The following is a 25,481-nucleotide window of genomic DNA, read 5'->3' on the forward strand; positions in this document are numbered from 1 at the left end:
CCGCCTCACTGCGGAGGGGCGTTGCGCGCGATCGTCACGACACGCGAGGCGGGGATGCGATGGCCGCGAGAGATCGCAGCGTCCTCTCACGAGGGCGCCGACGAACGATATCTTGCGGACGTGAAGTCGCAGCGTCCTGACACCCCGACGCTGGTGTCAACTCATGACGAAGCTTCGCTTCGCGTGGGGATGGTGGCCAACAAGCCCGGCGCACCAGGGAGACTGCGTATAAGCGTGAAGACCGTCGCGCAGGGAATGCCGGCTACGGCAGCACCTGTGGTACCTGCCGCCTGCATTTTTTTCAGCAGGCGGGCCATGGGTGAGGCCTTCACCCGGCATTCCCTGCGCCCTCTGCACTCTCGCGAGGGACGAACTGATTGAGCCACTCGGGCGCGATGCGTCGCGAGAACGAGCTGGTATGCCTCTTGCTGTTTGAGCCGTGAATTCGCCCCCCACCCACCGCCGTAGTCCCGGGCAAGCCGTGACACGCGAAGCGCGTCGCGGCGCCGACCCGGGATCCATACTCCGCGGCGGAGGTGATGTGCGGGCTCCTCATGACGAGCCTGCCTCAAACTCCTCCGAATGGTTATGGGTCCCGGCGCCGCGTGCCACACCCGTCATTGCGAGCGCAGCGAAGCAATCCAGGGTGGTGTGCGGGACTCTGGATTGCTTCGCTGCGCTCGCAATGACGAAATCGGCAGACGAGTCCTGGCTACCAGCGTCGTCCATGGAGAAGTGTATCAGGCCTGATCCGACGGTACGTCGCCCGACCGCTTCCCCGCCTCGCGCTCTCCGGCCTCGCGCTCGGCGCGCTGGCGGTCGAGGCGGCGGCCCTGCCATTCCAGCACCTGCCAGACGGCGACGCACATCGCGACGATGACGAATTCGAGCAGGCCGCCCATCTCGCTCATGGCGTCTCACGCATGTCTGACCAATGGCACTCGCTCATCACATGGCATGTCGTGACGTTGGCGGTCGTGCCAACGCAGTCGTGACGTTGGCGATCTCCGCCATCGCCCTTCGGCCAGCGCGCGCGCGACGACTTGCCGCGCTACGACATCCGTCCCGGGCGCGACAGCTGGTCGCGCCGCTCCAGCCGCTCGAACAGGTCGATCACCCACAGCGCACGGTCGTGCATGGTCCGGCGCGGCGGCGCGATGGCGTGCGGGCGCTGCGCATCCGCCGTGGCAACGGCATCGATCAAAATACGGGCTTCGGGCCGCAGCGGCGCCAGCGACGGCTGCTGCTGCAGCAGAGACACCGCCGCCGCCTTGCCGAGCAGCTGCAGCTTGCGCGGCATCGAAACGAATGCACGCTGCGAAAGCGAATCGAATTCGGCGCGTGCGACCTCGCGGCCGATCTCGGCATAGATCAGCCGTGCCGCGTGAATGCCTGGACGGCAGGTCCATGGCAGGTCGGCGATGCCGGCGGCGGCACGCGCGTAGAACACGTCGGCGACCGCGAGCAGCCGCGCGGTGACGCGGCCGATCCGGTCGTCGAAGAACGGTGCGACCAGCCAGGTCTCGACGTCGAGCCCCGCCTCGCGCAGCCATTGCCGCGGCAGATAGAGCCGGCCGGCGCGGGCGTCCTCGCCGACATCGCGCGCGATGTTGGTGAGCTGCATGGCGATGCCGAGATCGCAGGCGCGCCCGATCGTCTCGGGATCACGCCGGTGCATCAGCAGCGACATCATGACGCCGACCGTGCCGGCGACGCGGACGGCATAGGCAAGCACGTCGCTCAAGGTCTCGTAGCGGCGGCCCTGGGCATCCCAGGCGAGGCCTTCGAGCAGCGCCTCCGGCAGCGCGCGCGGAATCGCGAAGTGGACCACCACGCCGGCGAGCGCGCGATCGACCGGACTGTCGTCCGGCGCACCGTCATAGATGCGGTCGAGCCGATCGTGCAGCACCTCGACCGCATCGACGCGGCGGCTGGGACCATCGATGGCGTCGTCGGCCTCGCGGCAGAACGCATAGAGCGCGACGGCGGGATCGCCGACCGCGCGCGGCAGGACTTTCGAGGCGGCGAAGAACGTCTTCGATCCGCCTCGCATCAACCGACGACAGATCGCGATGTCTTCCATCCAACTCATCGCCGCTCCAGCTCATGCGGCGCGGGCACGAGATCATCGAGCACGCGCGCCGAGGACAACACACCCGGCAGGCCGGCGCCGGGATGCGTTCCCGCCCCGACCAGATACAGCCGCTCGACCTCTTCGCTCTTGTTGTGCGGCCGGAACCAGGCGCTCTGCATCAACACCGGCTCGAGCCCGAAGGCCGCGCCGCGATAGGACGACAGGCGATGCTCGAAATCATCCGGCGTCAGCAGCCGCGAGGTCACGATCTCGCTGGCGAGATCCGGCAGCAGCGTCTGGCTCAGCTCCTGCTCGATCCGCTTGCGGAACGGCTCGGCCGCGGCCGACCAGTCGATGCCGCTTTCCTGATGCGGCACCGGCGACAGCACGTAGAAGGCATCGCAGCCCTCAGGCGCGAGCGACGGATCGGTCGCGGTGGGACGATGCAGATAGAGGCTGAAATCATCCGCCAGCACCTTGCGGCGGAAGATGTCGTCGAGCAGCTCGCGATAGCGCGGGCCGAGCAGGATGGTGTGATGCTCGACATCGTCGTAGCGGCGCTTCGTCCCGAAATACCAGACGAACAGGCTCATCGAATAGCGCGCGCGGTCGATGCGCGCATCGGTCCAGCGCCGCCGCGGCACTGATGGCAGCAGATGCTTGTAGGTCCAGGCGGCGCAGCCGTTGGAGACGACGACATCGGCGGCGATCGTCTCGCCGGATTGGAGTCGCACGCCGGTGGCCACGCCATTGCTGGTCGTGATTTCAGCGACGGGCGTCGAGCAGCGCACTGCGCCGCCGAGCCCTTCGATCAGGCTGACGAGGCCGGTCACCAGCGCGCCGGTGCCGCCCATCGCGAAATGCACGCCCCAGCGGCGTTCGAGATAGGCGATCAGGCAATAGATCGAGGTGGTCGTGAACGGATTGCCGCCGATCAGCAGCGGATGGAAGCTGAGGATCACGCGCAGCCGCTCGTCGCGGACGTGCTGCGAGACGAGGCCATAGACCGAGCGGAAGCTCTGCAGCTTGATCATCGCCGGCGCGATCTTGGCCATGTCGAGCAGCGACGAGAACGGCACGTCGCCGAGCTCCTCGAAGCCGATCTTGAAGATCGCCTCGCTCGCCTTCATGAAGCGCTCGTAGCCGTCGACATCGCCGGGCGAAATTCGCGCCACTTCGGCGCGCATCGCCGCCGGATCGGCCGAGCAGTCGAACACGGTGCCGTCGTCGAAGCGGATGCGATAGAACGGCGAGATCGGCTTCAGCGTGACGTCGTCGGACATCTTCCGTCCGCACAGCTGCCAGAGCTCCTCGAACAGGAACGGCGCGGTGACGATGGTCGGGCCGGCATCGAAGGTGAAGCCGTCCTGGCGATGCACATAGGCGCGGCCGCCGGGCGCATCGAGCTGTTCGAACACGGTGACGCGATAGCCGCGCGCACCGAGCCGGACCGCTGCGGCAAGGCCACCAAAACCGGAGCCGATCACGACCGCATGCGGCCGGTCTCCGAGCGCAGCCGGGACAGCGGCCTTGATGGTGGAGACGTCGAGCATGACCGAAAGCGTAAATCGGAATTGACGCTTTCGCCAGTCAAAAACGTCAACTCAACTGGACATTTCCTGCTGCACTGCGAGGAGGCCCACCCGTCCGGCGGCAGCAACGATCAGCTCCGCGATCCGCGCCGGCTGCTCCTCATGGGCCAAATGACCAAGGCCCTCAATGAGTTCGAGCTGCGCCTGCGGCACCAATTGGCGCACCCGACGGGCCACGTCCGGGGTGATGGCATGGTCGTGAGTCGCGGCAATGAGCAGCAGCGCGGTCTTCAGCCGCGGCAGGTCGCGCACCAGCGGATTGAGGTCCCAGTTCGCCATCATCTCCAGCGCGGCGCCGACATGGCCCGGGCTGCCGACGAGCCGGCGGTAGAGCCGCTCGCCATTGGAATCGAGCGTCGATCCGGTCGCCTTGAGCAGGCGGTGCACCGCCGCTGGATCGCGGCCGCGCCAGGCGAACAGCCGCGGCACCAGCGGGTTGAGCGCCATCATCTTGGCGAGCGGCGACAAGAACTGCGCCGCCACGCCGCCGAACGGCAGATAGGCGCCGTTGAGGCTGACGATCAGCTTCGGCGCGATCAGGCCGTCGAGCGTCATCCGGGTGAGGATCGCAGCCCCCGCCGAGTGGCCGATGACAATGTCCGGCGTGATCGCCAGCTGCTCGCACAGAGCTGCGAGATCGTGCGACATTCCCGGCAGCGACAGCCGCTGCCAGTTCGGCGTGGAGGTGAAGCCATGGCCGGACAGATCCGGCGCGACGATGGTGAAGTGCGTCGCCAGCAGCGGCGCGAGGTCGCGCCAGGAATGGGTGGCCGCGCCGGTGCCATGGGCCAGCAGGGCGACCGGCCCCTGCCCCATCACCTGGACGTGCCAGCGAATCCCGCCGGCGTCGACGAAGCGGCTCGCCTCGCGGTTCGGCCAAGTGCGGCCGTCGATGCTCCAGCTCGGCTTGTCGCTCATGCCGTCGACCACTGCAGATGGCGCTCGAGCCCGCGCCGAAACGGCTCACGCGCCGGCGGCGCGTGCCAGGAAATCATCGTAGCTGGCGACGACTTTATCAAGCTGCTCGAAATGCGGCATGGCCCCGGTCTGCATCACCTGGATGCGCCAGTTCGGCAGGCCTTCGACGGCATGCTTGCCGTTATAGTCGACGAAATCGCCGCGCACGCCATGCACCATCCACACCGGCATCGCCAGCGCCTGGTACAGCTTCAGCGCATGGACGCTGAACATGTAGCCGGACACGAAGGAGTACGGCGCATTCTCGGCGCCCGGCTGGTGGGTGGTGATGTAGTCGTATTCGAGAAGACCCTCGTCGATCTCCTTGCGGCCGAAGGTCTTGCGCAGGAAGAAACGGATGCTGGCCCGCGACGTCAGCAGCGAAAAGAAGCGGTGCTTCCACAGCGGCACGGTGAAGATGTTGCGCAGCCACGGCATCGCACGGGTCGCATTCCTGTCGCCGCCCGTCTTGGCCGCGGCTTCCGCACGGCGATCGAAGCCGGTCGGGCTGATCAGGCCGAGGGTCCGAAACAGGTTGGCGGCCTCGGCGCCGGCGCGTGCGGCGAATTCGCAGCCCAGCGACACGGCGATGGCGTCGATGCCGGCCCCGCCATGACGACGGCTGATCTCGTTGGCGGCAAGCAGGATCGCATCGGTCATCAGGCGCGGCGTGTAGATGCGGTCGGCGCGGTCCGACAGCCCGAAGCCGGGCAGATCCAGCGCGTAGACCTGCCGGGTCCGGCGATAGTGCTCGAACAGCGGCTTGATCTCATAGGCCGAGGCCGCCGCATTGACGCTGTGGATCAGCAGCAGCGGCGGCTGACCGGAGGGACCTGCCGGCCCGTCGGCATAGCAGGTAATGCGGCCGACCCGGGGGTCCGCGAGCTCGAAGCGCGGCGCCGACAGCGGCGGCGGCATCGTCGGCTCGCGCATCATCGCGTCACGATCGGTCGGTTCGGCGGTGGCGAGCTGCATGAATTGCTCCTTTGGGGACATCGCGTCGAACGGCCGAACAAGCGCGCAGCAGCGGACGGGCCACCATAACCGTGACGGCTCATCTTGTCAGGCACTCCTCGGAACGCGCTCCGACGGGCCCGGTTCCACGCATCTCAGTTGCGGCCGGCCTGGTCCATCACGGCCTGCGACAGCCGCGCGGCGTCGGCGTAAGGCAGCGCGACGTAGCGGGCCTGCATCGCGCCGGCGAGCTGCGCCGCCTTGTCCTGCGGCCGCGGCGAGGTGTCGACCAGCACGACGGGGATGCCGGTGAGCGCGAGCTGCCTGGCAGCGACCAGCGCCTCCGCCTCGGCCTCGCTGCGCCCGCCCAGGCCGTCGCGTGCGACGTTGGCGCGGCCGTCGGTCATCAGCACGATGGTCGGCGTCTGGCCCTTGGCGCGCACGGCGAGCGCGAGCTCGGTGGCAGCCCAGATCGCCGCCGACAGCGGCGTGCCGCCGCCGCCCGGCAAGCCAGCGAGGCTGCGCTTGGCCCGCGTCAGCGAACGCGTCGGCGGCAGCAGCAGCTCGGCGCTCCTGCCACGGAACGCGATCAGCGCCACCTCGTCGCGGCGGATGTAGCATTCGGCGAGCAGCAGCTCGACGGCGCCCTTCGCTTCGGCGAGCCGCTGCAGCGCCGAGGAGCCGGAGGCATCGACGACGAAGATCGTCGTGGTGCCCGAGCGCTGCTTGAAGCGCGTGATGCGGATGTCGTCCATGTGGACGATCAGCCGGCCGCTCTTGCCCGCGCGCTGCGTCCGCCGCCGCAGCGGCTGCCACGGCGCCGCCGCGCGCAAGGTTTCGAGCACGTTGAGCCGCGCACCCGCCCGCCATTCGCCACGGCGCGCACCGATCGGGCGGCCGCGCTTCGGCGCCTTCTGCGCCGTGCCCTGCTTGCTGGCGCTGCTGCTGCGGACGCGGGTGGCGCGCTCCTCCTGCAGCCGCTTCAGCAGGTCGAGTGGAATGGCCGCCTGCGCCGCGTCGAGCACGCGATCCTCGAGCGGACCGTCCTCGATCGGCTTGTCGCTCTCGTTCTGCTGATCGTCCCCCGGGGGCTCATCGGGCTGCGAGTCAGGCTCTGCATCCTCTGTGGCCGGCACACGGGTGGCACGCGGCGCCAGCACCAATCGCGCTGCGCAGGCGATGTGCGGCTCGTTCACCGTGCTTGCGCCATCGAGCGCCGCAGCGATGCGCGCGACGCGGCACGCCAGCAGCGGCGCCCGCAGCGAATCGATGCCGAGCGCGCACGCGGTCGCGGTCAGCGCCGTGATGGCTTCGTCGGACAGACGAACCTGCGGCAGCAGCGCACGCGCGGCCGCGATGTCTGACGATTTGAACAGGCTCTCGGCGAGATCGGCGCGCGCAACCCTCCCGAGATCGAGATGGCAGGCGAGCCGATCAGCCAGCGCGGCGGACACGTGCTCGTCACCAATGCCTTCGTCGAGCGCGATCAGGCCGAACCGCGCCGGAGCGCGCAGCGACAGGCCATCGCGCTCGATGCTGACCGTGCCAGTGTCGAGCGCGACGGATAAATGCGCCACGGTCGACGGCGCCATGCGCTCGGCCATCACGGCGATCAGCACGCCGCCATCGGCCTCGGCGAGCAGGCCGCGCTGCGCCGCCGGGCGGCCGGCCTGCAGAGTCGCCGCAAGATCGAGCCCGCCGAGCAGCCGGTCATCCGAGATCGACGCCGGAAGCTTGCGCAGCGGCGTCGATGGCGGCATCAGCTCGCGCAGCAGATCGAGCCACTGCTCGCGCACCGGCCCCGCTCCTGCGCGCAGCAGAATGGAAGCAGCAGGATCGATCGCCGCCAGCGCCGCCGCGATGACAGCATCGGTCCAGATCGCAGCGCCGCCGCTCACGATGCGAACAGCTCGTCGAGCGCGCGCTCGACCCGCACCGACGAGCCGGAATCGTCGAGCGGGTTACGCCTCAGACGGTGCCGCAACGCCATTGCAGCCACGGTCTTCAGATGCCCGTCACCGACCGCCTTGGCACCATCGAGCGCCGCCGCGGCGCGTGCCGCGCGCATCAGTGTGAGCTCGCCGCGCAGGCCGTCGGTGCCGAGCGCCATGCACAGCCGCGCCGTCTTCTCCAGTTCGCCATCGGAGACCTTCACCGAACCGATATGCTCGCGCGCGGCGAGGATGCGCTTGCGCGACTTCGCCTCCTCCTTCTCCCAATGCGCGACGAAGGCCGACGGATCGGTCTCGAACGCATCGCGCCGCTTGATCACCTCGATGCGCGTCGGCAGGTCCCCCGGCGTCTTGACCTCGACCGACAGGCCGAAACGATCGAGCAATTGCGGCCGCAGTTCGCCCTCCTCCGGGTTGCCGGTGCCGACCAGCACGACGCGCGCCGGATGACGAATGCTGAGGCCGTCGCGCTCGACCACGTTCTCGCCGGACGCCGCGACGTCGAGCAGGAGATCGACGAGATGATCCTCGAGCAGATTGACCTCGTCGATATAGAGAAAGCCTCTGTTGGCACGCGCCAGGAGACCCGGCTCGAACGACTTCTCGCCATGGGCCAGCGCGCGCTCGAGATCCAGCGCGCCGACGACGCGATCCTCGGTGGCGCCGAGCGGCAGATCGACGACGGGGACCGGTACCTGATGCGCCTTCAGCGCGGCCGGCTTCTTCGCCTTCCCGCTCGGCTTCGAGCGGGCGCGGCATTCGGCGCATTGCGCAGCCGCATCGGCAGGATCGCATTGATAGGGACAGCCGACCACGGCGCTCATCGGAGGCAGTAGTGCGGCGAGCGCCCGCACGGCGGTGGACTTGCCGGCGCCACGATCGCCGAAGGCCAGCACGCCGCCGACCTTCGGATCGACGGCCGCAATCATCAGTGCCAGCTTCATCTCGTCCTGACCGACGATGGCCGAGAACGGAAACGCGATTCCCATAGGCTTCCCTCTGCGCCGCGACGCGTACCGGTCGCGTTCGGCGCATGAGACCACAATCCGGGGGCGCTGTTCAACCCATCAACGTCAGCGCGCCAGACTCGGCAGGTCGAGCCCGTTGGCCTCAGCGCAGGCGATGGCGTCGTCATAGCCGGCATCGGCATGGCGCATCACGCCGGTCGCCGGATCGTTCCACAACACGCGCTCCAGCCGCCGCGCGGCGTCATCGGTGCCGTCGGCGACGATCACCATGCCGGCATGCTGCGAATAGCCGATGCCGACGCCGCCGCCATGATGCAGCGACACCCAGGTCGCGCCGCTCGCGCAATTCAACAACGCATTGAGCAGCGGCCAGTCCGACACCGCATCCGAGCCGTCCTTCATCGCCTCGGTCTCGCGGTTCGGGCTCGCGACCGAGCCGGAATCGAGATGATCGCGGCCGATCACGATCGGCGCCTTCACCTCGCCGCGCGCGACCATCTCGTTGAAGGCGAGACCCAGGCGATGGCGATCGCCGAGCCCGACCCAGCAGATGCGCGCGGGGAGGCCCTGGAACTTGATGCGCTGCCGGGCCATGTCGAGCCAGTTGTGGAGGTGCTTGTTGTCCGGCAGCAGCTCCTTCACCTTGGCGTCGGTCTTGTAGATGTCATCGGGATCACCCGACAGCGCCGCCCAGCGGAATGGGCCGATGCCACGACAGAACAGCGGGCGAATATAGGCCGGCACGAAGCCTGGGAAGTCGAAGGCATTGGCAAGGCCCATGTCCTTCGCCATCTGACGGATGTTGTTGCCGTAGTCGAGCGTCGGAATGCCCATGGCGTGGAAATCGAGCATCGCCTGGACGTGGCCGACCATCGAGGTCTTGGACGCCTGCTCGACCGCCTTCGGCTCCGACGCACGCTTCGTCTCCCATTCAGCAAGCGTCCAGCCTTTGGGCAGATAGCCGTTGATCGGATCATGCGCGCTGGTCTGGTCGGTGACGATGTCCGGCCGCACACCACGACGCACCAGTTCGGGAAAGATGTCGGCTGCGTTGCCGAGCAGGCCGACCGACACCGCCTTCTTCGTTGACGCGGCCTCCGCCATGACAGCCAGCGCCTCGTCGAGGGTGGCGGCCTGGCGGTCGAGATAGCCGGTGCGCAGCCGCATCTCGATGCGGCTCGGCTGGCATTCGACCGCGAGCATCGACGCGCCGGCCATCGTCGCGGCCAGCGGCTGCGCGCCGCCCATGCCGCCGAGGCCCGCGGTCAGGATCCACTTGCCGGCGAGACCGCCATTGTAGTGCCGGCGGCCGACCTCGACGAAGGTCTCGTAGGTGCCCTGCACGATGCCCTGGCTGCCGATATAGATCCAGGAGCCGGCCGTCATCTGGCCGTACATCATCAGGCCCATTTTATCGAGCGCATTGAAATGATCGAGCGTCGCCCAATGCGGCACGAGGTTGGAGTTGGCGATCAGCACGCGCGGCGCATCGGGATGGGTGCGGAAGATGCCGACCGGCTTGCCGGATTGAACAACCAGCGTCTGATCCGCTTCGAGCTTGCGCAGGGAGGCGACGATGCGATCAAAGCTGTCCCAGTCGCGCGCGGCGCGGCCGATGCCGCCATAGACGATCAGCTCGCTCGGTTTCTCCGCGACATCAGGATCGAGATTGTTCATCAGCATGCGCAGCGGCGCTTCGGTGAGCCAGCTCTTGGCGCTGATGTCGCTGCCGTGGGGGGCGCGGATCACCCGTTCGTTGTCGAGACGTCGGTTCATGGGTCCCTCTCATCCAAGCCTGGGAAACGGATCGCGTCCGAGTGCATCGGCGGCAGCGCGGGCCAGCACGCCGCCGGCCACCAGCGCGGCGGCCTTCGCGAGATCGTCGGCCATGTAGCGGTCGTCCTCCAGTGCCGGCACATGCATGCGCAGCGCGCCGATGACGGCCGAGAGCGCCGCGCTGGTGCCGTGCGGCACGCGCAGCTCGATGCCTTGCGCGGCGACTAATAGCTCGATGCCAATGATATGAGCGAGATTGTCCGCCATGTCGTGCAGCCGCCGCGCCGCATGCGCGGCCATCGAAACATGATCTTCCTGGTTGGCGCTGGTCGGCGTGGAGTCGATCGAGCACGGCAGCGCGCGCTGCTTGTTCTCGGCAAACAGCGCCGCGGCCGTCACTTCCGCAATCATGAAGCCGGAGTTCAGGCCCGGCTGCGGCGTGAGGAACGGCGGCAGGCCGAAATTCAGCGCGGGATCGACGAGCGTTGCGATGCGCCGCTCGCTGATCGCGCCGAGTTCGGACAGCGCCAGCGCGATCTGATCCGCAGCGAACGCCACCGGCTCGGCGTGGAAATTGCCGCCGGAGATGATCTCGCCGGTCTCGACCAGCACCAGCGGATTGTCGGTGACGGCATTGGCCTCGGTCACCAGCGTGCGCGCGGCCTGTGTCAGCAGGTCGAGCGCAGCGCCGGCGACCTGCGGCTGGCAGCGCAGGCAATACGGATCCTGCACCCGCTCGTCGCCGTCGAGATGCGACAGGCGAATCGCGCTGCCGTCGAGCAGTTCCGTCAGCACGCGACCGGCTTCGATCTGGCCGGGATGACCGCGCAGCGCCTGAATTTCGGGCCGGAACGGCGCGGTCGAGGCCATCGCGGCGTCGACCGACAGCGCGCCAGTGACAAGCGCAGCGTTGAGGAGATCATGCGCACGCAGCAGGCCGGCGAGCGCATAGGCGGTGGAAAATTGCGTGCCATTGATCAGCGCGAGTCCTTCCTTCGGCCCGAGCGTGACCGGCGTCAGACCTGCGCGGGCCAGCGCTTCGCGACCGGGCACCAGCCGGCCATCGAGAAACGCCTGGCCCTCGCCGATCATGACGGCCGTCATGTGCGCGAGCGGCGCGAGATCGCCGGACGCACCGACCGAGCCCTGCTGCGGCACGAACGGCGAGACACCCTGCGCCAGCATCGCCTGCAGCTGTTCGATGATCTCACTCCGCACGCCCGAGGCGCCGCGGCCGAGCGAAATGATCTTCAACGCCATCATCAGCCGCACGACGGGCTCTGGCGTCGCCGGACCGACGCCGCAGCAATGCGAGAGAATCAGATTGCGCTGGAGCTGCGTGGTCTGGTCCGGCGGGATGCGCTTCGAGGCCAGCTTGCCGAAACCGGTGTTGATGCCATAGACCGGTTCGGCGCCCTGCGCCGCCTTGGCGACGATCGCCGCCGCGGCGTCGACACGCGGCCAATAGGAAGGCTCGAGCGAGAGGGAGGCTCCGGCATAGACTTTTGCGAGATCATCCAGACTGACGCGGCCGGACGCTGCAATGATCGTGCTCATCGGCCTCTCCAGACGCGCTGATGCAAGGGATTGAAGCCCATGCGGTAGACGAGCTCCGCGGGACGGCCGATGTCCCAGATCGCGAGATCGCACCATTTGCCGGCATCGAGCGTGCCGGCCTCCGCCAAAACGCCGAGCGCGCGGGCGCCCTCGCGCGTCACCGCGGCCAGGCATTCATCAACGGTCAGGCGGAACAAGGTCGCGGCCATGTTCATGGTGAGAAGCAGCGAGGTCAGCGGCGACGAGCCGGGATTGCAGTCGGTCGCGAGGGCCAGCTTCACGCCATGCTTGCGAAACAGCTCGACCGGCGGCTTCTGCGTCTCGCGGATGAAGTAGAACGCGCCGGGCAGCAACACGGCCACCGTGCCAGACCGCGCCATCGCGACAGCGCCAGCCTCGTCGGTGTGCTCGAGATGATCGGCCGAGAGCGCGCCGAACTCGGCGGCGAGCGCAGCACCACCGAGATTGGAGAGCTGGTCGGCATGCAGCTTGACCGGCAGTCCGAGCGCCTTGGCCGCAGCAAACACGCGCGTCGTCTGCGCGGCCGAGAAGGCGATGTTTTCCATGAAGGCATCGACGGCATCGGCAAGACCTGCCTTGGCGACCGCCGGCAACATCTCGGTGCAGACGAGATCGACATAGCGGTCCTTGTTGCCCGCGGCTTCCACGGGCAGCGCATGCGCGCCGAGAAAGCTGGTGCGCACAATGACCGGCCGTTTGTTACCGAGGGCGCGGGCTGCGGACAATTGTCGCAGCTCCGTCGCCGTCTCCAGGCCGTAGCCGGACTTGATCTCGATCGTCGTGACGCCTTCGGCCATCAACGCATCGAGCCGCGGCAGCGCTGCAGCGATCAGCGCGTCCTCGCTGGCGGCGCGCGTCGCCGCGACGGTCGAGACGATGCCGCCGCCGGCACGTGCGATCTCCTCATAGCTCGCACCGGCCAGCCGCAACTCGAACTCGTGCGCGCGGTCGCCGCCATAGACCAGGTGGGTGTGACAGTCCACGAGGCCCGGCGTGATCCAGCGGCCCTCGCAATCGATGCGCTCAGCAGCATCGGCATCCCCCGGGAAATCCGCTTGCGGACCGGCAAAGGCAATGCGGCCGTCGCGCGCGGCGATCACCCCCTGCTCGATCACGCCGAGGCCCGGCTGTCCCTCGCGCAGGGTCGCGAGCTGCGCATTGTGCCAGATCCGGTCGAAACGCTGGGACATGCGGCCTCCCACCTTCACGAAAGCTTGACGGGCGATATGTCTATACATAAACTTAAGCTCGCCGTCCTGTCCAGCGGGCTGATCGATCATGGCGTCACTGCACTTCGCATCCGCGCTTCTGCCCACTGGCTGGGCCGAGGACGTGCAGGTCGTCATCAGCAGCGGCATGATCGCCTCAGTCTCCGCCGGCGTGCCTCCGACCTCCGACGACGAGCAACACGAAGTCGCAATCCCCGGCATCGCCAGCCTGCACAGCCACGCGTTCCAGCGCGGCATGGCAGGGCTTGCCGAGATCAGCGGCCCATCCACCGACACGTTCTGGACGTGGCGTGAGACAATGTATCGCTTCGCGCTGTCGATGAGTCCCGACGATGTCGAGGCGGTCGCGACGCTGCTCTATGTCGAGATGCTGGAACGCGGTTTTACGCGGGTCGGCGAATTCCATTATCTGCATCACGATCGCGATGGCACGCCTTACGCCGATATCGCCGAGATGGCGGTGCGCATCGCCAATGCCGCGCAGTCATCCGGCATCGGCCTGACGCTGCTGCCGAGCTTCTATGCGCATGGCGGGTTCGGCGGCGCCGCGCCGCATGAGGGACAGCGGCGCTTCATCTGCGATGTCGATCAGTTTGCCAAACTGCTGACGGCCTCCAGCAAGGCGATCAGCTCGCTTCCCGGCGCAAATCTCGGCATCGCGCCGCATAGCCTGCGCGCGGTGGCGCCGGACGAACTGAGCGCGCTGTTGCCGCTTGCGGACGGCGGCCCGGTCCACATTCACGCCGCCGAGCAGGTCAAGGAGGTCGAGGACTGCCTGGCCTGGTCGGGGCAGCGTCCCGTGCAATGGCTGCTCGATCATCATGCCGTCGACGCGCGCTGGTGCCTGATCCATGCGACGCATATGACGGCGGACGAAACGGCGGCACTCGCTGTGAGCGGCGCGACGGCCGGCCTTTGCCCGATCACCGAGGCCAGCCTCGGCGACGGCATCTTCGCGGCGCGCGACTATCTGCGCGCGCACGGCCATATCGGCATCGGCACCGACTCCAACATCCTCGTCGGCGTCAGCGACGAGTTGCGCCAGCTCGAATACGGCCAGCGGCTGACGCATCGCGAGCGCAACGTGCTGACGTCAGGAGCGAGTGCGTCGACAGGTCGCACGCTCTATGATGCCGCTCTCGCCGGCGGCGCGCAAGCGCTGGCACAGTCGCACGCGGGCCTTCAAGCCGGAGCCCGCGCCGACATCGTCACGCTCGATCTGACGCATCCATCGCTCGCGGGGCGGACGCAAGATGCGCTGCTCGACGGCTGGATCTTCGCGACGTCGCACGACGTGATCGACTGCGTCTGGGCCGGCGGCGCCAAGGTCGTCCAGGGCGGCCATCATCGGTCGCGCGAAGCGGCCCGGCGCGGCTTCAACAGGGCGGTGCGGAGGCTGCTCGCATGAGCCTCGCCGATGACAGCGCCAAGCAGGCAACCGGCACGCTCTACAAGACGATCCGGCAGGACATCGAGCGCCGCATCCTCACCGGCGAATGGCCCCCCGGCCATCGCATCCCGTTCGAGCACGAGATCATGGAGCACTATGGCTGCTCGCGCATGACCGTGAACAAGGCGCTGTCGGAGCTCGCCCAGGCCGATCTGATCGAGCGCCGGCGACGCGCGGGCAGCTTCGTGCGCCGGCCGCAATTCCTCTCGGCCGTGCTGAAGATTCCGGATATCCGCGCCGAGATCGGCGCGCTCGGCCGCGCCTATGGCTATGAGCTGATCTCATCGACGCGCCGCACCGCCAACGCGGCCGATCGCGAGCGCCTCGGCGTCAAGACGCCGTGCAAGGTGATCGCGATCCGCTGTCGGCACAGCGCCGACAATCTGCCGTTCGCCATCGAGGACCGCCTGATCGATCTCGATGCCGTGCCCGACGCGGCCAAGGCCAACTTCAAGGTCGATCCGCCCGGCTCCTGGCTGCTGCACCACGTGCCCTGGACCGAAGCGGAGCATGCGATCAGCGCCATCGTCGCCGACGAAGTGATTGCCGAAGCTCTCGACATTGCTGTCGGTGCGCCGTGCCTCGTGATCGAGCGGCACACCTGGCGCCAGAACCAGCCGCTCACGGCTGTCAGGCTGGTCTATCCCGGCGAGCAGCATCGGCTTGTGGCGCGGTTCAGGGGCAGCGAATGAAACGATCAAGCGCGCCCGATCTGAGCACGAGATTTGCAAGCAAGCTGCCAGCCCTTGCAGAGACATGTGGTCACCGCGGCAGACTGCGGAACCGCTCCGATACCTTCTTTCAACAGCAAAGGATGATGACGATGCGCCAATTGGGACTTCTCGCCGTAGCGGCCGCGCTGCTGGCCTCCACCACGGCTTTCGCCGATGACGTCAAGGTCGGCATCGGCATTTCCGGCTGGACCGGATTCGCGCCGCTGACGCTCGCCAAGGAAGCCGGCATCTTCAAGAAGAACGGCCTCGACGTCACCATCAAGAAGATCCCGCAGAAGGACCGTCACCTCGCGATCGCCGCCGGCGACGTGCAGTGCGCGGCGACCACGGTCGAGACCTGGATCTCCTGGAACGCCAATGGCGTCGCCACCAAGCAGATCTTCCAGCTCGACAAGAGTTTTGGCGCCGACGGCATGGCGGTGCGCAACGACGTTGCCTCCATCAAGGACCTGAAGGGCAAGACGGTCGCCGCGTCCGCGCCCGGTACCTCGCCCTATTTCGGGCTGGCCTGGATGCTCAAGAAGAACGGCCTGACGGTGAAGGACGTCACCATCGTGAACCTCGAGCCGGCCGCCGCCGCGCAGGCCTTCGTCGCCGGCCAGAACGATGCGGCGATGACCTACGAGCCGTATCTGTCGACAGTGCGCGCCGCGCCGGACAAGGGCAAGATCATCGCCACGACGCTGGATTATCCGATGGTGATGGACACCTTCGGCTGCACGCCGAAGTTCCTGACCGAGAACCCGAAGGCCGCCAAGGCGCTCGCTGACAGCTATTACGAGGCGCTGGAGATGATCGGCAAGGACCAGGCCAAGGCCTATGAGATCATGGGCGCCGACGTGAAGCAGAGCGGCGAGCAGTTCGGCAACTCGGCGAAGTATCTGCGCTGGCAGGACAAGGCCGCCAGCCAGAAGTTCTTCGAGACCGAGTTCAAGACCTTCAACAAGGAAGCGGCGGAGCTGCTGCTCGAGGTCGGCATCATCAAGCAGATCCCGAACGTCGAGGATCTGTATGATGCGAGCTTCATCAAGTAGCCGCGAAGTTTGCTCTTTGTAGAGTCGTCATTGCGAGCGAAGCGAAGCAATCCAGGGCTCAGTATGCGGCTCTGGATTGCTTCGTCGCTTCGCTCCTCGCAATGACGGTGTTGATACATTCTGCTCAAGACTGCGTCCGCCTGCTCTGAAGCAAGCCTGTTCGAACTGCCCGCACCAGCCCACGAAAGCCCTTTTCCGTGATGCGTCCCCTCGACCCCGTCAGCGCCAGATCGAGAACCGCGCTCGGCCTCGCCTTCTTCGTCGTGTTCGTCGCGGCGTGGTCGCTGGCGACGTTCGGCGGCTATGTGCCGAAGACGTTCCTGGCCGATCCGCTCACCATGCTGCGCGAGGGCTGGGACCTGCTGACCAAATTCGGCTTCCTCACCGACATCGGCATGACCGTCTGGCGCGTCGTCGGCGGCTTCGTGCTCGCTTCCGTGATCGCCGTGCCCCTCGGCCTGTTGATGGGCGCGTACAAGCCAGTCGAGGCGTTCCTCGAGCCGTTCGTCTCCTTCGCGCGCTATCTGCCCGCCTCCGCCTTCATTCCACTCTTGATCCTCTGGGCCGGCATCGGCGAGCTGCAGAAGCTCTTGATCATCTTCATCGGCTCGGTGTTCCAGATCATCCTGATGATCACGGTCACCGTCGGCAATACCAGGCGCGACCTCGTCGAGGCCGCCTATACGCTCGGCGCCAGCGATCGCGGCATCATCGGCCGGGTGCTGCTGCCGTCGGCGGCGCCAGACATTGCCGAGATCCTGCGGCTGGTGCTGGGCTGGGCTTGGACCTACGTCATCGTCGCCGAGCTGATCGGCTCGTCCTCGGGCATCGGCCACATGATCACCGACAGCCAGGCGCTGCTCAACACCGGGCAGATCATCTTCGGCATCATCGTCATCGGCCTGATCGGGCTGATCTCGGATTTCCTGTTCAAGGCATTCAACGCCTGGCTGTTCCCGTGGAAGCTGGCATGACCACGCTCGTCATCGACAAGGTCTCACGCACGTTCCCCGCCCGCCAGGGCCACGCGCCGACACGCGCGCTGGAGCCGGTCGCGCTGACCATCGGCACCAACGATTTCGTTACCATCCTGGGCCCCTCCGGCTGCGGCAAGTCGACCCTGCTGCGCATCGTCGCCGGCCTCGACCATCCGACCAGCGGCAAGGTGCAGCTCGACGGCCGCGAGGTGACAGGCCCCGGGGCCGACCGCGGCATGGTATTCCAGTCCTACACGCTGTTCCCCTGGCTCACCGTGCGCGAGAACATCGCCTTCGGCCTGCGCGAGCGCGGCGTATCGGAGGCCGAGCGCAACGCGGTCGCCGACCGCTTCATCAATCAGATCGGCCTGAAGGGCTTCGAGAACCACTGGCCCAAGCAGCTGTCCGGCGGCATGCAGCAGCGCTGCGCGATCGCGCGCGCGCTCGCCAATGATCCAAAGATCCTGCTGCTCGACGAGCCGTTCGGCGCGCTCGACAACCAGACCCGCGTGCTGATGCAGGAGATGCTGCTCGGCATCTGGGAGCGCGACCAGAAGACGGTGCTGTTCGTCACCCATGACATCGAGGAGGCGATCTTCCTCGGCAGCCGCGTGCTGGTGATGAGCGCCCGCCCCGGCCGCATCAAGGCCGACATCAAGATCGAGCTGCCGCATCCGCGCTCCTACAAGGTGAAGACGTCGCCGGAATTCGTCGCGCTGAAGGAGCGGCTGGTGGAGGAGATCCGCGCCGAAGCGCTGAAGGTGGCGGCGGAGGCGTGAACGCTCGCCGTTGGCTTTGCGCTGGTTCGGCTGTGTGCTCTCTCGGCAGTGGTGCACGCGGAAGCATACCCCTCACCCAAGCGAGTTAGACGCGCTGTCCTACATGCCCTCTCCCGCAAGGGGAGAGGGCGCAGTAACGACTACCGCGCTGGCTCAAACTATGCGTACGTCGAACAGCGCCGCAGCAAGACTGCCCGATACAGTGCCCTCGCCCCTTGCGGGAGAGGGCATCGCCGGCCCATCCGCGGGCTCGCTCGGGTGAGGGGTCTCTTTCCGCAAGCGATGCTCGTGGATACGTCACTAACTCTCCGGCTGCTGCTATCGAGCCTTGTTGGAACGCGCCCGCAGGACGTTCCACCGCATCCGCTTCAACCACGGCACCATGTGAAACGCACTCATCAGCAGATACATCACCGTCATGCTGCCCAGCGGTGCGCCGGCCGGCATGGTCGAGCAGATCAGGTCTGACCGGCCATCGCGGGCCATGGCGTTCAGGACCGCCATCAGCGCGAAGGTCGGCGCCGCAGCGAAGCGGAGAGCATCGGCAACGTCGGGCACCACGCGCCGTCTGGAAGCAAAGAACGCCATGGCCATGCTCCGGAGTGTCAGCGCGTGCCGTATTCGTCGCGGCGGCGCCACCACACGCCCTGCTCGTTGCGTCCCTTCGGCGCGCGATCGAGCCACTGATAGGCGCCCCACAGCCCGTCGAGGCCGCGGGCGTAGCTCGAATAGGTGTGGTAGACGATGCCGTCCTCAAGGATGAAGGCGCTCATGCCCGGGCGATCGCGCATGAAGGTCGCGCCGTCCGTGCCGGTACCGGCGGCGACCTCCGCCACCATGGCCGGGACGTCCGATGGCGTCATCGGCGGGCTGTTGCGATAGTTGTACTCCGTGCCACCCTGGCGCTGCTGCTCCTCGGTGATCGCGACGTTGAAGTCGAAGTTGAAGTCGCTGCTCGCTGACGACGCCCAGGGGAAGCTCCAGCCCATGCGCGTCTTGTAGGACTTCAGCTTTGCCAGCGGCGCGCGCGACACCGCCCACAGCATTACGTCGTGATTGGCGAGATGGACCTGGAACCCGTTGAAGCCGTCGGCGATCATCGAGCAGGACGGGCAGCCGGCCTGGAAGTCGGGCCCGAACATGAAGTGATAGACGAGCAGTTGCGAGCGGCCCTTGAACAGGTCGGGCAGCGTGGCAGGCCCCTCTTCGGTGTCGAAGCGATAGGCCTTGTCGACGCGCACCCAAGGCAGGGCCTGGCGTTGCTGCGCCAGCTCATCGCCGCGGCGGGTGAAATCCTTCTCGGCCTGCAGCAGGTCGAGCCGTGCCTTGAGCCAGTCTTCGCGAGTTCCGGTGAGATGCATGGTCATGTCTGTGTTCCCTTTGCGTGTTGACCGCGAGACAGACTAGGATCGGCGCGGGAGGAGCCGGGAGTGACAAGTGTGGCGGGATTGGCATGGACTCGCTGATATCAGCCGCAGCGCAGGCGCTCGCGGCGGGTGATCCGCTCGGCGCATTGAACCGCGTCGCGCTGCGCGATGATCCTCCGGCGCTGGCGTTGCGCGGCATCGCCATGGCTCGGCTCGGCGATGTCGTGCGCGCCAAGGCGCTGCTGCGGCGGGCGGCGCGGAGCTTCGGTCCCAAGGCGGCGCTGGCGCGCGCCCGCTGCGCCGTCGCCGAAGCGGAGATCGCGCTGGCGGCGCGGGATCTGTCGTGGCCGACAAAGGCGCTGATGGAGGCGCGCGAGACTCTCGAGCAGCATGGCGACCGCACCAATGCCGCCTATGCGCGCAGCCTCGAAATCCGCCGCATGGTGCTCATTGGTCATCTCGATGACGCCGAGCGCGGACTGGCCGATCTCGATCCCTCGCCGCTGCTGCCGGCGGCGCGCACGATCTACGAGCTGATCGTCGCGGGATTGGCGTTGCGCCGCCTGCAGACCAAGGCCGCGCAGGCCGCGCTGGAGCGTGCCGCGCGCACGGCCCGGCAGGCGCGCAGTCCGGAGCTGCATGCGGAGGTCGAGCGGCTCTCGACGGCGCTCTCCGCGCCGGCGGCGCGCCTGATCCAGGGACGCGAGGAACGGCTGCTGCAGCTCGATGAGGTCGAGGCGCTGCTCCGATCGGACAGGCTGATCGTCGATGCCTGCCGTCTCGTGGTCCGACAGGGCCACCGGATCGTGCCGTTGGCGCGGCGTCCGGTGCTGTTTGCTCTCGCCCGTAGATTGGCCGAGGAAGCCAGTCATGACGTGACGCGGTCGGAGCTGATCGCGGACGCGTTCCGCGGCAAGGAGGCCGACGAGTCGCATCGCGCGCGTCTGCGTGTCGAGATCGGACGGCTGCGCCATCTGCTGAAGGGCATGGCCGAAATCAATGCCACGCGCGACGGCTTTGCCTTGGTGCCGTGCGACGGCCGTGATGTCGTCGTGCTGGCGCAGCCGATCGAGGACGAGAACGCAGCCGTGCTCGCCTGCCTCGCCGACGGCGAGGCCTGGTCGAGCTCCGGCCTTGCGCTGGCGCTCGGCGCGAGCCAGCGCACGGTGCAGCGCGCACTCGACGCGCTGGCGTTGTCGGGCAAGGTCCAATCGTTCGGACGTGGGCGCGCGCAACGCTGGACCTGCCCAGTGGTGCCGGCATTCGCGACCAGCTTGTTACTCCCGGGCTGGTCCTCGCTCGACTAGCGTGACGCTGTCACAACCCAGAACATGGACGGCCCGCAATGACGAGAGCACCGGCAGAGATCATCCGCGAATACGGCCCCTTCGATGGCGCCGATCGCGTCAATGGGGTCAGCTATGACGGCAAGCAGGTCTGGATCGCGACCGGCGGCAGCATCAAGGCGTTCGATCCCGCCGACGGCGCGGTGCGAAAATCGATCGAGCTGCCCTCTCATGCCGGCACCGCTTTCGATGGGCAGCACCTGTACCAGATCGCCGAGGATCGCATTCACAAGGTCGATCCCGACAGCGGCCGCGTGCTGGCGACGATCCCGGCGCCCTCCGGCGGCGGCGATTCCGGGCTGGCCTGGGCAGAGGGCTCGCTCTGGGTCGGCGCCTATCGCGATCGCAAGATCCATCAGATCGATCCCGCGACGGGAGAGATCCTGCGCAGCATCCCCTGCACGCGCTTCGTCACCGGCGTGACCTGGGTCGACGGCGAACTCTGGCACGGCACCTGGGAGGACGATGTCAGCGACATCAGGCGGATCGATCCCGCGACCGGCGAGGTGCTCGATCAGCTCGACATGCCCGCGGGCACCGGCGTCTCCGGCATGGAATCCGATGGCGGCGACACGCTGTATTGCGGCGGCGGCGGCAGCGGCAAGGTGCGCGCGGTCCGGCGTCCGAAGCGAGCGCGGGGGTAAGCGACCCGTTTAGAAGAACTCATGACCCATACGATTGCGACCCGGTACAGCCAGTGCCGGACGACGATGCTGTGTACCGCGACGAACGCCGCCATTGATGAGTTACTCGTCATGACCGGGCTTGTCCCGGGCATCCACGTCCATCTCCAGCGCTTCAAGACGTGGATGGCCGGGACAAGCCCGGCGATGACGGCGTGATGAGCAGAGGTGGCCTATTTCCCAATCGACGTGTAGGCCGCCTTGCGGAAGTTGGCGTTGGCCTCTTCGCGGGTCTGCAATTGCTGGCCACCGCCGCCGCCGACCGGCTTGGTCGGCGTGATCACCGAGAACAGGATGAAGCCGCCAGTCTTGCGCGGGAAGATGAAGTACTCGGCGATGTCGGACTTCTCGCTGTCCTCGCAGGACGACATGCCGCGGAACACCACCGCGCTGTCGACCAGCTCGCTGTTGCGCGCCGAGATGAACTTGCCTTTGCAGTCGCGGGCGTCGTTGCCGATGATGGTGGCGGCGACCTCGAGGCCATCGACATTGCGCTGCGGCGGCACGATCCGGACGAAGCCGGTGGCATTGTCCGCTTTCCAGGCAACGCCGCCCGCCGTCAACCACACCGGCCGCTCGCCGCCGCCCAGGATCGCGGGATGCGCCAGCGCGGCCTTGAGAATGAAGTTGGAGGCGATCTGCATCGCTTCGAGCTGCAGCTCGGGCGAGTCCTCCGACGGGCGCGACGGCTGCACGCTGGCGGTCGAGGCCGGCGCGGCCGCTGCCGGCGGCGGGGCCGGACGCTGCGCCGAGGCGGCGCTTGGCTGCGCCGTGAAATTGGTCGCAGCAGCCAATCCGCCCGCATTGATCATGCGCACGCAATTGGCAAGCGACGGCAGCAGCACGGACGTGCCGTTCAGATCGAACTGGAACAGATTGCCTTGCGCAAAGGCCGACATCGTCCGCGCTGCCCTGAACGCCTTGATCAGGCTGGAGTCGTTCGGCATCGGCACGACGACCATGTTGGCCGACCAGACCGAACCCTCGACGTTGTAGGAATTGCGACCGTCGAAGCTCAGCACGATGGGAAACTTCTGCCCCTGCGAGAGCGACCAGCCGGGATGGATGAAGGCAAGAGCCCAGTTGAACGTCGGCAGCGCGAGCACGCCGAAATTGATGCCGCTCTTGTAGCTCGCGGACGCGATGCAGCTCGAGAATTTGCCGGTGCTGTCGTCAGTATAGGCGCCGCCCGACCAGCCGGCGACGGAGATGGACCCGTAAGGTCCCTTTGCATGCGCCGGCCCATTCAGCGCGGCGATTGTCAGCACCACGAGCGACAAGATCGTTCCAAGGATGGTACGCCGTACCGTCATCCCACTTCCCCTTCTTCGCCGCATTGTTGCAATTCCCGCGGCTACGTCAAGTAGAAGCGAGGGATGATCGGCGACCCCAGCGATACGACGGATGGCGGTGGCGACAGACGCCAGCCACGACATGTCGCGGCGACCATCCACAGCCCTTCATGGGGCCGTCATCGAACTCCGCTAGCGCTCACGAGGTCTCAAGAAGGGATCTCGCCATGTCCGCCACGCTGCCCGTCCTCGGTGCCGCCCTGTCCGTCAAATCCATTCCTGCCCACACTGACTGGCTGCTTGCGCGCCAGCGCGATCTCGAGATCCAGGATTTCTTCCGCGCCGACCTGCTGGACAGCGACTGGCGCGGCACCGCCCGGGAGATCAAGTCGATGCTGGACGGGCACACTGGCCGGCTCGGCATTCACGGCCCGTTCTGGGGCTTCACGATCGCCAGCCACGACCCGATGATCCGCCGCGCCGTCACCAAGCGGCTGCTGCAGGGCCTGGAAGTCGCCGAGTTCCTCGGCGCCACGCAGATGGTGATCCACTCGCCCTACACGACCTGGGACGCCAACAACATCGACATGCTCCCCGATGCCCGCGAGGCGCTGATCGAGCGCGTCCGGGCCACGCTGTCGGACGTCATCGCCTCGGCCGAGCAGGCCAATTGCGAGCTCGTGATCGAAAACATCGAAGACAAGAATCCGCAGGATCGCGTCGGCCTCGCCAAGGCGCTGGGCAGCAGCAAGCTGCGGGTGTCGCTCGATACAGGCCACGCCAACTACGCGCACCATTCCACCGGCGCGCCGCCGGTCGACTATTACGTCGACGCGGCCGGCGACATGCTGACCCATGTCCATCTGCAGGACACCGATGGCTATGCCGACCGCCACTGGGCGCCGGGCGAAGGCAATATCCGCTGGATCGCCGTGTTCCGCGCGCTGTCGAAGCTCACATCCAATCCGCGCCTGATCCTCGAATTGCGCAACCACGATCACGTCAAGCTCGGCGCGGCGCATCTCGCCTCGCTCGGCCTCGCCGAATAGGCACGTCCGTTTCCGTTTCGCATTCGTCGACAACCTCAAGAGAGATTGCCATGACCAAGCTCACCCGCCGCGGCCTGCTCGGCGCCGGCGCCGCCATCGGCGGCAGCTTCCTCCTGCCGCGCGTGTCGATCGCCCAAGCCGACAACCGTCCCTCGGTCACGATCGCCGTGCAGAAGATCACCAACTCGAACGTGCTCGACGTGCTGCGCGAGCAGTCCAATGTCGGCGAGCGCGTGTTCTACTCGTCGCTGTGGGAAAGCCTGATCTCGAAGAATTTCCGCGGCAATCTCGAAGCCGTGCCCGGGCTCGCCACCGAGTGGAAGCGCATCGACGACCAGACCGTCGAGCTGAAGCTGCGCCAGGGCGTCAAGTTCCACAATGGCGACGAGATGACGTCGGAAGACGTCGTATTCTCGTTCAGCCGCGAGCGCATGTTCGGCGACAGCGAGGCCAAGAGCCGCTCCACCATCAAGGCGTTCGAGAAGATCCCGACGCCGCGCCCCGGCAAGGAGCTGCCGCCGGACGTGATCGGCGTCGCCCGCCGGATGTGGCCGGATCTGGTCCGCGTCGATGCGGTCGACAAATACACCGTGCGCTTCGTCAACGCGACGCCGGACGTCACCATCGAAGGTCGCCTGATGCGCTACGGCTCCGACATCATGAGCCGGCGCGGCTGGGAGGAGGCGGCGAGCTATCTCGACTGGGCGCGCAAGCCGATCACCACAGGCCCCTACAAGATCGTCGAGTTCAAGCCCGACGTGTCGCTGACACTCGAAGCGCATGACGAATATTGGGGCGGCCGCCCGCCGCTGAAGCGCATCCGTTTCCTGGAGGTGCCGGAGGTCGCGAGCCGCATCAACGGACTGCTGTCCGGCGAATACCAGTTCGCCTGCGACATTCCGCCGGACCAGATCGCCGGCATCGAGAAGAACGCGGCGTTCGAGGTGCAGGGCGGCACGATCCTCAATCACCGACTCACGGTGTTCGACAAGAATCATCCGCAGCTCGCCAATCCGCTGGTGCGGCGCGCCTTCACGCACGCGATCGACCGCCAGGCGATCGTCGACAGCCTGTGGGCCGGCCGCACCCGCGTGCCGAAGGGCCTGCAGTGGGAATTTTACGGCGACATGTTCATCGCCGACTGGAGCGTGCCGGCGTTCGATCCGAAGCTGGCACAGGACCTGCTCAAGCAGGCCGGCTACAAGGGCGACCCGATCCCCTACCGCCTGCTCAACAACTACTACACCAACCAGGTCGCGACCGCGCAGGTGCTGGTCGAGATGTGGCAGGCTGTCGGCCTGAACGTGCAGATCGAGACCAAGGAGAACTGGTCGCAGATCCTGGAACGCGCGCCGACCCGCGCCGTGCGCGACTGGTCGAACTCGGCGGCGTTCAACGATCCGGTGTCGTCGCTGGTCGCCCAGCATGGCCCGAACGGTCAGCAGCAGCAGGTCGGCGAATGGAGCAATGCCGAGCTGAACACGCTGTCGGAGTTCCTGGAGACCTCGACCGATCGCGACGCGCGCAAGAAGGCGTTCCGCCGCATGCTGGAGATCGCCGAGCGCGAGGACCCGGCCTACACGGTGCTGCACCAGAACGCGACCTTCACCGCCAAGCCGAAGTCGATCAGGTGGAAGGCCTCGCCCGCGTTCGCCATGGACTTCCGCAACGGCAATTACGGAGCGTGATG

General features: G+C 67.1%; 23 protein-coding genes. 10 read left to right on the forward strand and 13 right to left on the reverse strand.

Going from position 1 to position 25,481, the window contains the following annotated elements; translation table 11 throughout:
* Positions 1 to 740: 740 nt before the first annotated feature.
* The 10 genes from QQL87_RS16885 to hutI form a co-directional block, all read right to left on the reverse strand.
* Complete coding sequence (locus QQL87_RS16885; protein WP_284420054.1) at positions 741 to 911, reverse strand: hypothetical protein; 171 nt, start codon at positions 909 to 911, stop codon at positions 741 to 743.
* Between the two features lie 140 nt (positions 912 to 1,051).
* The gene (locus QQL87_RS16890; protein ID WP_284420055.1) at positions 1,052 to 2,092 is read right to left on the reverse strand and encodes a phytoene/squalene synthase family protein; all 1,041 of its coding nucleotides are present in this window, start codon (positions 2,090 to 2,092) and stop codon (positions 1,052 to 1,054) included.
* A complete protein-coding gene (locus QQL87_RS16895) occupies positions 2,089 to 3,627 on the reverse strand; it encodes a phytoene desaturase (protein WP_284420056.1) in 1,539 nt (512 codons plus the stop codon). Before QQL87_RS16895 ends, QQL87_RS16890 begins: the two co-directional genes overlap by 4 nt.
* A 51-nt stretch (positions 3,628 to 3,678) precedes the next feature.
* Entirely contained in the window at positions 3,679 to 4,584 is a 906-nt protein-coding gene (gene bchO, locus QQL87_RS16900) for an alpha/beta fold hydrolase BchO (protein ID WP_284420057.1), read from the reverse strand.
* Between the two features lie 45 nt (positions 4,585 to 4,629).
* Positions 4,630 to 5,598 carry an alpha/beta fold hydrolase gene (locus tag QQL87_RS16905; RefSeq protein WP_284420058.1) on the reverse strand — a complete coding sequence of 323 codons (969 nt, stop codon included), beginning with the start codon at positions 5,596 to 5,598 and terminating at the stop codon, positions 4,630 to 4,632.
* A 134-nt stretch (positions 5,599 to 5,732) separates the two neighbouring features.
* A complete protein-coding gene (locus QQL87_RS16910) occupies positions 5,733 to 7,475 on the reverse strand; it encodes a magnesium chelatase subunit D (RefSeq protein WP_284420059.1) in 1,743 nt (580 codons plus the stop codon).
* Positions 7,472 to 8,518 (reverse strand): magnesium chelatase ATPase subunit I, encoded by a 1,047-nt coding sequence (bchI, locus tag QQL87_RS16915; RefSeq protein WP_284420060.1) that lies wholly within the window; start codon positions 8,516 to 8,518, stop codon positions 7,472 to 7,474. Before bchI ends, QQL87_RS16910 begins: the two co-directional genes overlap by 4 nt.
* A gap of 84 nt (positions 8,519 to 8,602) precedes the next feature.
* Positions 8,603 to 10,273 (reverse strand): urocanate hydratase, encoded by a 1,671-nt coding sequence (gene hutU, locus QQL87_RS16920; RefSeq protein ID WP_284420062.1) that lies wholly within the window; start codon positions 10,271 to 10,273, stop codon positions 8,603 to 8,605.
* 9 nt (positions 10,274 to 10,282) lie between these two features.
* Complete coding sequence (gene hutH / locus QQL87_RS16925; protein WP_284420063.1) at positions 10,283 to 11,830, reverse strand: histidine ammonia-lyase; 1,548 nt, start codon at positions 11,828 to 11,830, stop codon at positions 10,283 to 10,285.
* Positions 11,827 to 13,041 carry an imidazolonepropionase gene (gene hutI / locus QQL87_RS16930; RefSeq protein WP_284420065.1) on the reverse strand — a complete coding sequence of 405 codons (1,215 nt, stop codon included), beginning with the start codon at positions 13,039 to 13,041 and terminating at the stop codon, positions 11,827 to 11,829. Before hutI ends, hutH begins: the two co-directional genes overlap by 4 nt.
* An 88-nt stretch (positions 13,042 to 13,129) precedes the next feature.
* On the opposite strand from hutI, the gene QQL87_RS16935 reads away from it, so the two are divergent.
* From QQL87_RS16935 to QQL87_RS16955, 5 genes are all read left to right on the forward strand, one after another.
* Positions 13,130 to 14,488 carry a formimidoylglutamate deiminase gene (locus QQL87_RS16935; protein ID WP_284420067.1) on the forward strand — a complete coding sequence of 453 codons (1,359 nt, stop codon included), beginning with the start codon at positions 13,130 to 13,132 and terminating at the stop codon, positions 14,486 to 14,488.
* A complete protein-coding gene (hutC, locus tag QQL87_RS16940) occupies positions 14,485 to 15,222 on the forward strand; it encodes a histidine utilization transcriptional repressor HutC (RefSeq protein WP_284420068.1) in 738 nt (245 codons plus the stop codon). Before QQL87_RS16935 ends, hutC begins: the two co-directional genes overlap by 4 nt.
* 131 nt (positions 15,223 to 15,353) lie before the next feature.
* A complete protein-coding gene (locus tag QQL87_RS16945) occupies positions 15,354 to 16,298 on the forward strand; it encodes an ABC transporter substrate-binding protein (protein WP_284420069.1) in 945 nt (314 codons plus the stop codon).
* Positions 16,299 to 16,498: 200 nt separating this feature from the next.
* Positions 16,499 to 17,272 (forward strand): ABC transporter permease, encoded by a 774-nt coding sequence (locus tag QQL87_RS16950; RefSeq protein ID WP_284420208.1) that lies wholly within the window; start codon positions 16,499 to 16,501, stop codon positions 17,270 to 17,272.
* Positions 17,269 to 18,054, forward strand: coding sequence for an ABC transporter ATP-binding protein (locus QQL87_RS16955; protein ID WP_284420070.1), 786 nt, complete (start codon positions 17,269 to 17,271; stop codon positions 18,052 to 18,054). The genes QQL87_RS16950 and QQL87_RS16955 overlap by 4 nt, the downstream gene beginning before the upstream one ends.
* A gap of 318 nt (positions 18,055 to 18,372) precedes the next feature.
* Here the strand turns inward: QQL87_RS16955 and QQL87_RS16960 are convergent, their stop codons facing one another.
* Positions 18,373 to 18,648, reverse strand: coding sequence for a hypothetical protein (locus tag QQL87_RS16960; RefSeq protein WP_502871183.1), 276 nt, complete (start codon positions 18,646 to 18,648; stop codon positions 18,373 to 18,375).
* A gap of 11 nt (positions 18,649 to 18,659) precedes the next feature.
* Positions 18,660 to 19,421 carry a DUF899 domain-containing protein gene (locus QQL87_RS16965; protein ID WP_284420071.1) on the reverse strand — a complete coding sequence of 254 codons (762 nt, stop codon included), beginning with the start codon at positions 19,419 to 19,421 and terminating at the stop codon, positions 18,660 to 18,662.
* Between the two features lie 86 nt (positions 19,422 to 19,507).
* Here QQL87_RS16965 and QQL87_RS16970 point away from each other — a divergent pair, with 86 nt between their 5' ends.
* From QQL87_RS16970 to QQL87_RS16980, 3 genes are read left to right on the forward strand one after another with little or no spacing between them, the layout of a single operon-like run.
* Entirely contained in the window at positions 19,508 to 20,728 is a 1,221-nt protein-coding gene (locus QQL87_RS16970; RefSeq protein WP_284420073.1) for a helix-turn-helix domain-containing protein, read from the forward strand.
* A gap of 38 nt (positions 20,729 to 20,766) precedes the next feature.
* Complete coding sequence (locus tag QQL87_RS16975; protein WP_284420075.1) at positions 20,767 to 21,411, forward strand: Vgb family protein; 645 nt, start codon at positions 20,767 to 20,769, stop codon at positions 21,409 to 21,411.
* A gap of 21 nt (positions 21,412 to 21,432) precedes the next feature.
* Positions 21,433 to 21,609, forward strand: coding sequence for a hypothetical protein (locus QQL87_RS16980; RefSeq protein ID WP_284420076.1), 177 nt, complete (start codon positions 21,433 to 21,435; stop codon positions 21,607 to 21,609).
* Between the two features lie 14 nt (positions 21,610 to 21,623).
* Here QQL87_RS16980 and QQL87_RS16985 read toward each other — a convergent pair whose 3' ends face one another.
* Positions 21,624 to 22,763 (reverse strand): hypothetical protein, encoded by a 1,140-nt coding sequence (locus tag QQL87_RS16985; protein WP_284420077.1) that lies wholly within the window; start codon positions 22,761 to 22,763, stop codon positions 21,624 to 21,626.
* Positions 22,764 to 22,969: 206 nt separating this feature from the next.
* On the opposite strand from QQL87_RS16985, the gene QQL87_RS16990 reads away from it, so the two are divergent.
* Together QQL87_RS16990 and QQL87_RS16995 are read left to right on the forward strand one after the other, a co-directional pair.
* Entirely contained in the window at positions 22,970 to 23,791 is an 822-nt protein-coding gene (locus QQL87_RS16990; RefSeq protein WP_284420078.1) for a sugar phosphate isomerase/epimerase family protein, read from the forward strand.
* 50 nt (positions 23,792 to 23,841) lie between these two features.
* Entirely contained in the window at positions 23,842 to 25,479 is a 1,638-nt protein-coding gene (locus tag QQL87_RS16995; protein WP_284420079.1) for an ABC transporter substrate-binding protein, read from the forward strand.
* Positions 25,480 to 25,481: the final 2 nt, after the last annotated feature.

This window comes from Bradyrhizobium sp. SSBR45G (genome assembly GCF_030159255.1).
Classification (GTDB): Bacteria; Pseudomonadota; Alphaproteobacteria; order Rhizobiales; family Xanthobacteraceae; genus Bradyrhizobium.

Bases quoted from the DNA above. Each gene is read 5' to 3' on its own strand.
- QQL87_RS16935 (WP_284420067.1), top strand. From the start codon at position 13,130: ATGGCGTCACTGCACTTCGCATCCGCGCTTCTGCCCACTGGCTGGGCC.
- bchI (WP_284420060.1), bottom strand. From the start codon at position 8,518: ATGGGAATCGCGTTTCCGTTCTCGGCCATCGTCGGTCAGGACGAGATG.
- QQL87_RS16945 (WP_284420069.1), top strand. From the start codon at position 15,354: ATGCGCCAATTGGGACTTCTCGCCGTAGCGGCCGCGCTGCTGGCCTCC.
- QQL87_RS16890 (WP_284420055.1), bottom strand. From the start codon at position 2,092: ATGAGTTGGATGGAAGACATCGCGATCTGTCGTCGGTTGATGCGAGGC.
- hutI (WP_284420065.1), bottom strand. From the start codon at position 13,041: ATGTCCCAGCGTTTCGACCGGATCTGGCACAATGCGCAGCTCGCGACC.
- hutC (WP_284420068.1), top strand. From the start codon at position 14,485: ATGAGCCTCGCCGATGACAGCGCCAAGCAGGCAACCGGCACGCTCTAC.
- hutH (WP_284420063.1), bottom strand. From the start codon at position 11,830: ATGAGCACGATCATTGCAGCGTCCGGCCGCGTCAGTCTGGATGATCTC.
- QQL87_RS16955 (WP_284420070.1), top strand. From the start codon at position 17,269: ATGACCACGCTCGTCATCGACAAGGTCTCACGCACGTTCCCCGCCCGC.
- QQL87_RS16885 (WP_284420054.1), bottom strand. From the start codon at position 911: ATGAGCGAGATGGGCGGCCTGCTCGAATTCGTCATCGTCGCGATGTGC.
- QQL87_RS16905 (WP_284420058.1), bottom strand. From the start codon at position 5,598: ATGCAGCTCGCCACCGCCGAACCGACCGATCGTGACGCGATGATGCGC.
- QQL87_RS16980 (WP_284420076.1), top strand. From the start codon at position 21,433: ATGACCCATACGATTGCGACCCGGTACAGCCAGTGCCGGACGACGATG.
- QQL87_RS16895 (WP_284420056.1), bottom strand. From the start codon at position 3,627: ATGCTCGACGTCTCCACCATCAAGGCCGCTGTCCCGGCTGCGCTCGGA.
- QQL87_RS16970 (WP_284420073.1), top strand. From the start codon at position 19,508: ATGGACTCGCTGATATCAGCCGCAGCGCAGGCGCTCGCGGCGGGTGAT.
- QQL87_RS16960 (WP_502871183.1), bottom strand. From the start codon at position 18,648: ATGGCCATGGCGTTCTTTGCTTCCAGACGGCGCGTGGTGCCCGACGTT.
- QQL87_RS16985 (WP_284420077.1), bottom strand. From the start codon at position 22,763: ATGACGGTACGGCGTACCATCCTTGGAACGATCTTGTCGCTCGTGGTG.
- QQL87_RS16965 (WP_284420071.1), bottom strand. From the start codon at position 19,421: ATGACCATGCATCTCACCGGAACTCGCGAAGACTGGCTCAAGGCACGG.
- QQL87_RS16990 (WP_284420078.1), top strand. From the start codon at position 22,970: ATGTCCGCCACGCTGCCCGTCCTCGGTGCCGCCCTGTCCGTCAAATCC.
- bchO (WP_284420057.1), bottom strand. From the start codon at position 4,584: ATGAGCGACAAGCCGAGCTGGAGCATCGACGGCCGCACTTGGCCGAAC.
- QQL87_RS16950 (WP_284420208.1), top strand. From the start codon at position 16,499: ATGCGTCCCCTCGACCCCGTCAGCGCCAGATCGAGAACCGCGCTCGGC.
- QQL87_RS16975 (WP_284420075.1), top strand. From the start codon at position 20,767: ATGACGAGAGCACCGGCAGAGATCATCCGCGAATACGGCCCCTTCGAT.
- QQL87_RS16995 (WP_284420079.1), top strand. From the start codon at position 23,842: ATGACCAAGCTCACCCGCCGCGGCCTGCTCGGCGCCGGCGCCGCCATC.
- hutU (WP_284420062.1), bottom strand. From the start codon at position 10,273: ATGAACCGACGTCTCGACAACGAACGGGTGATCCGCGCCCCCCACGGC.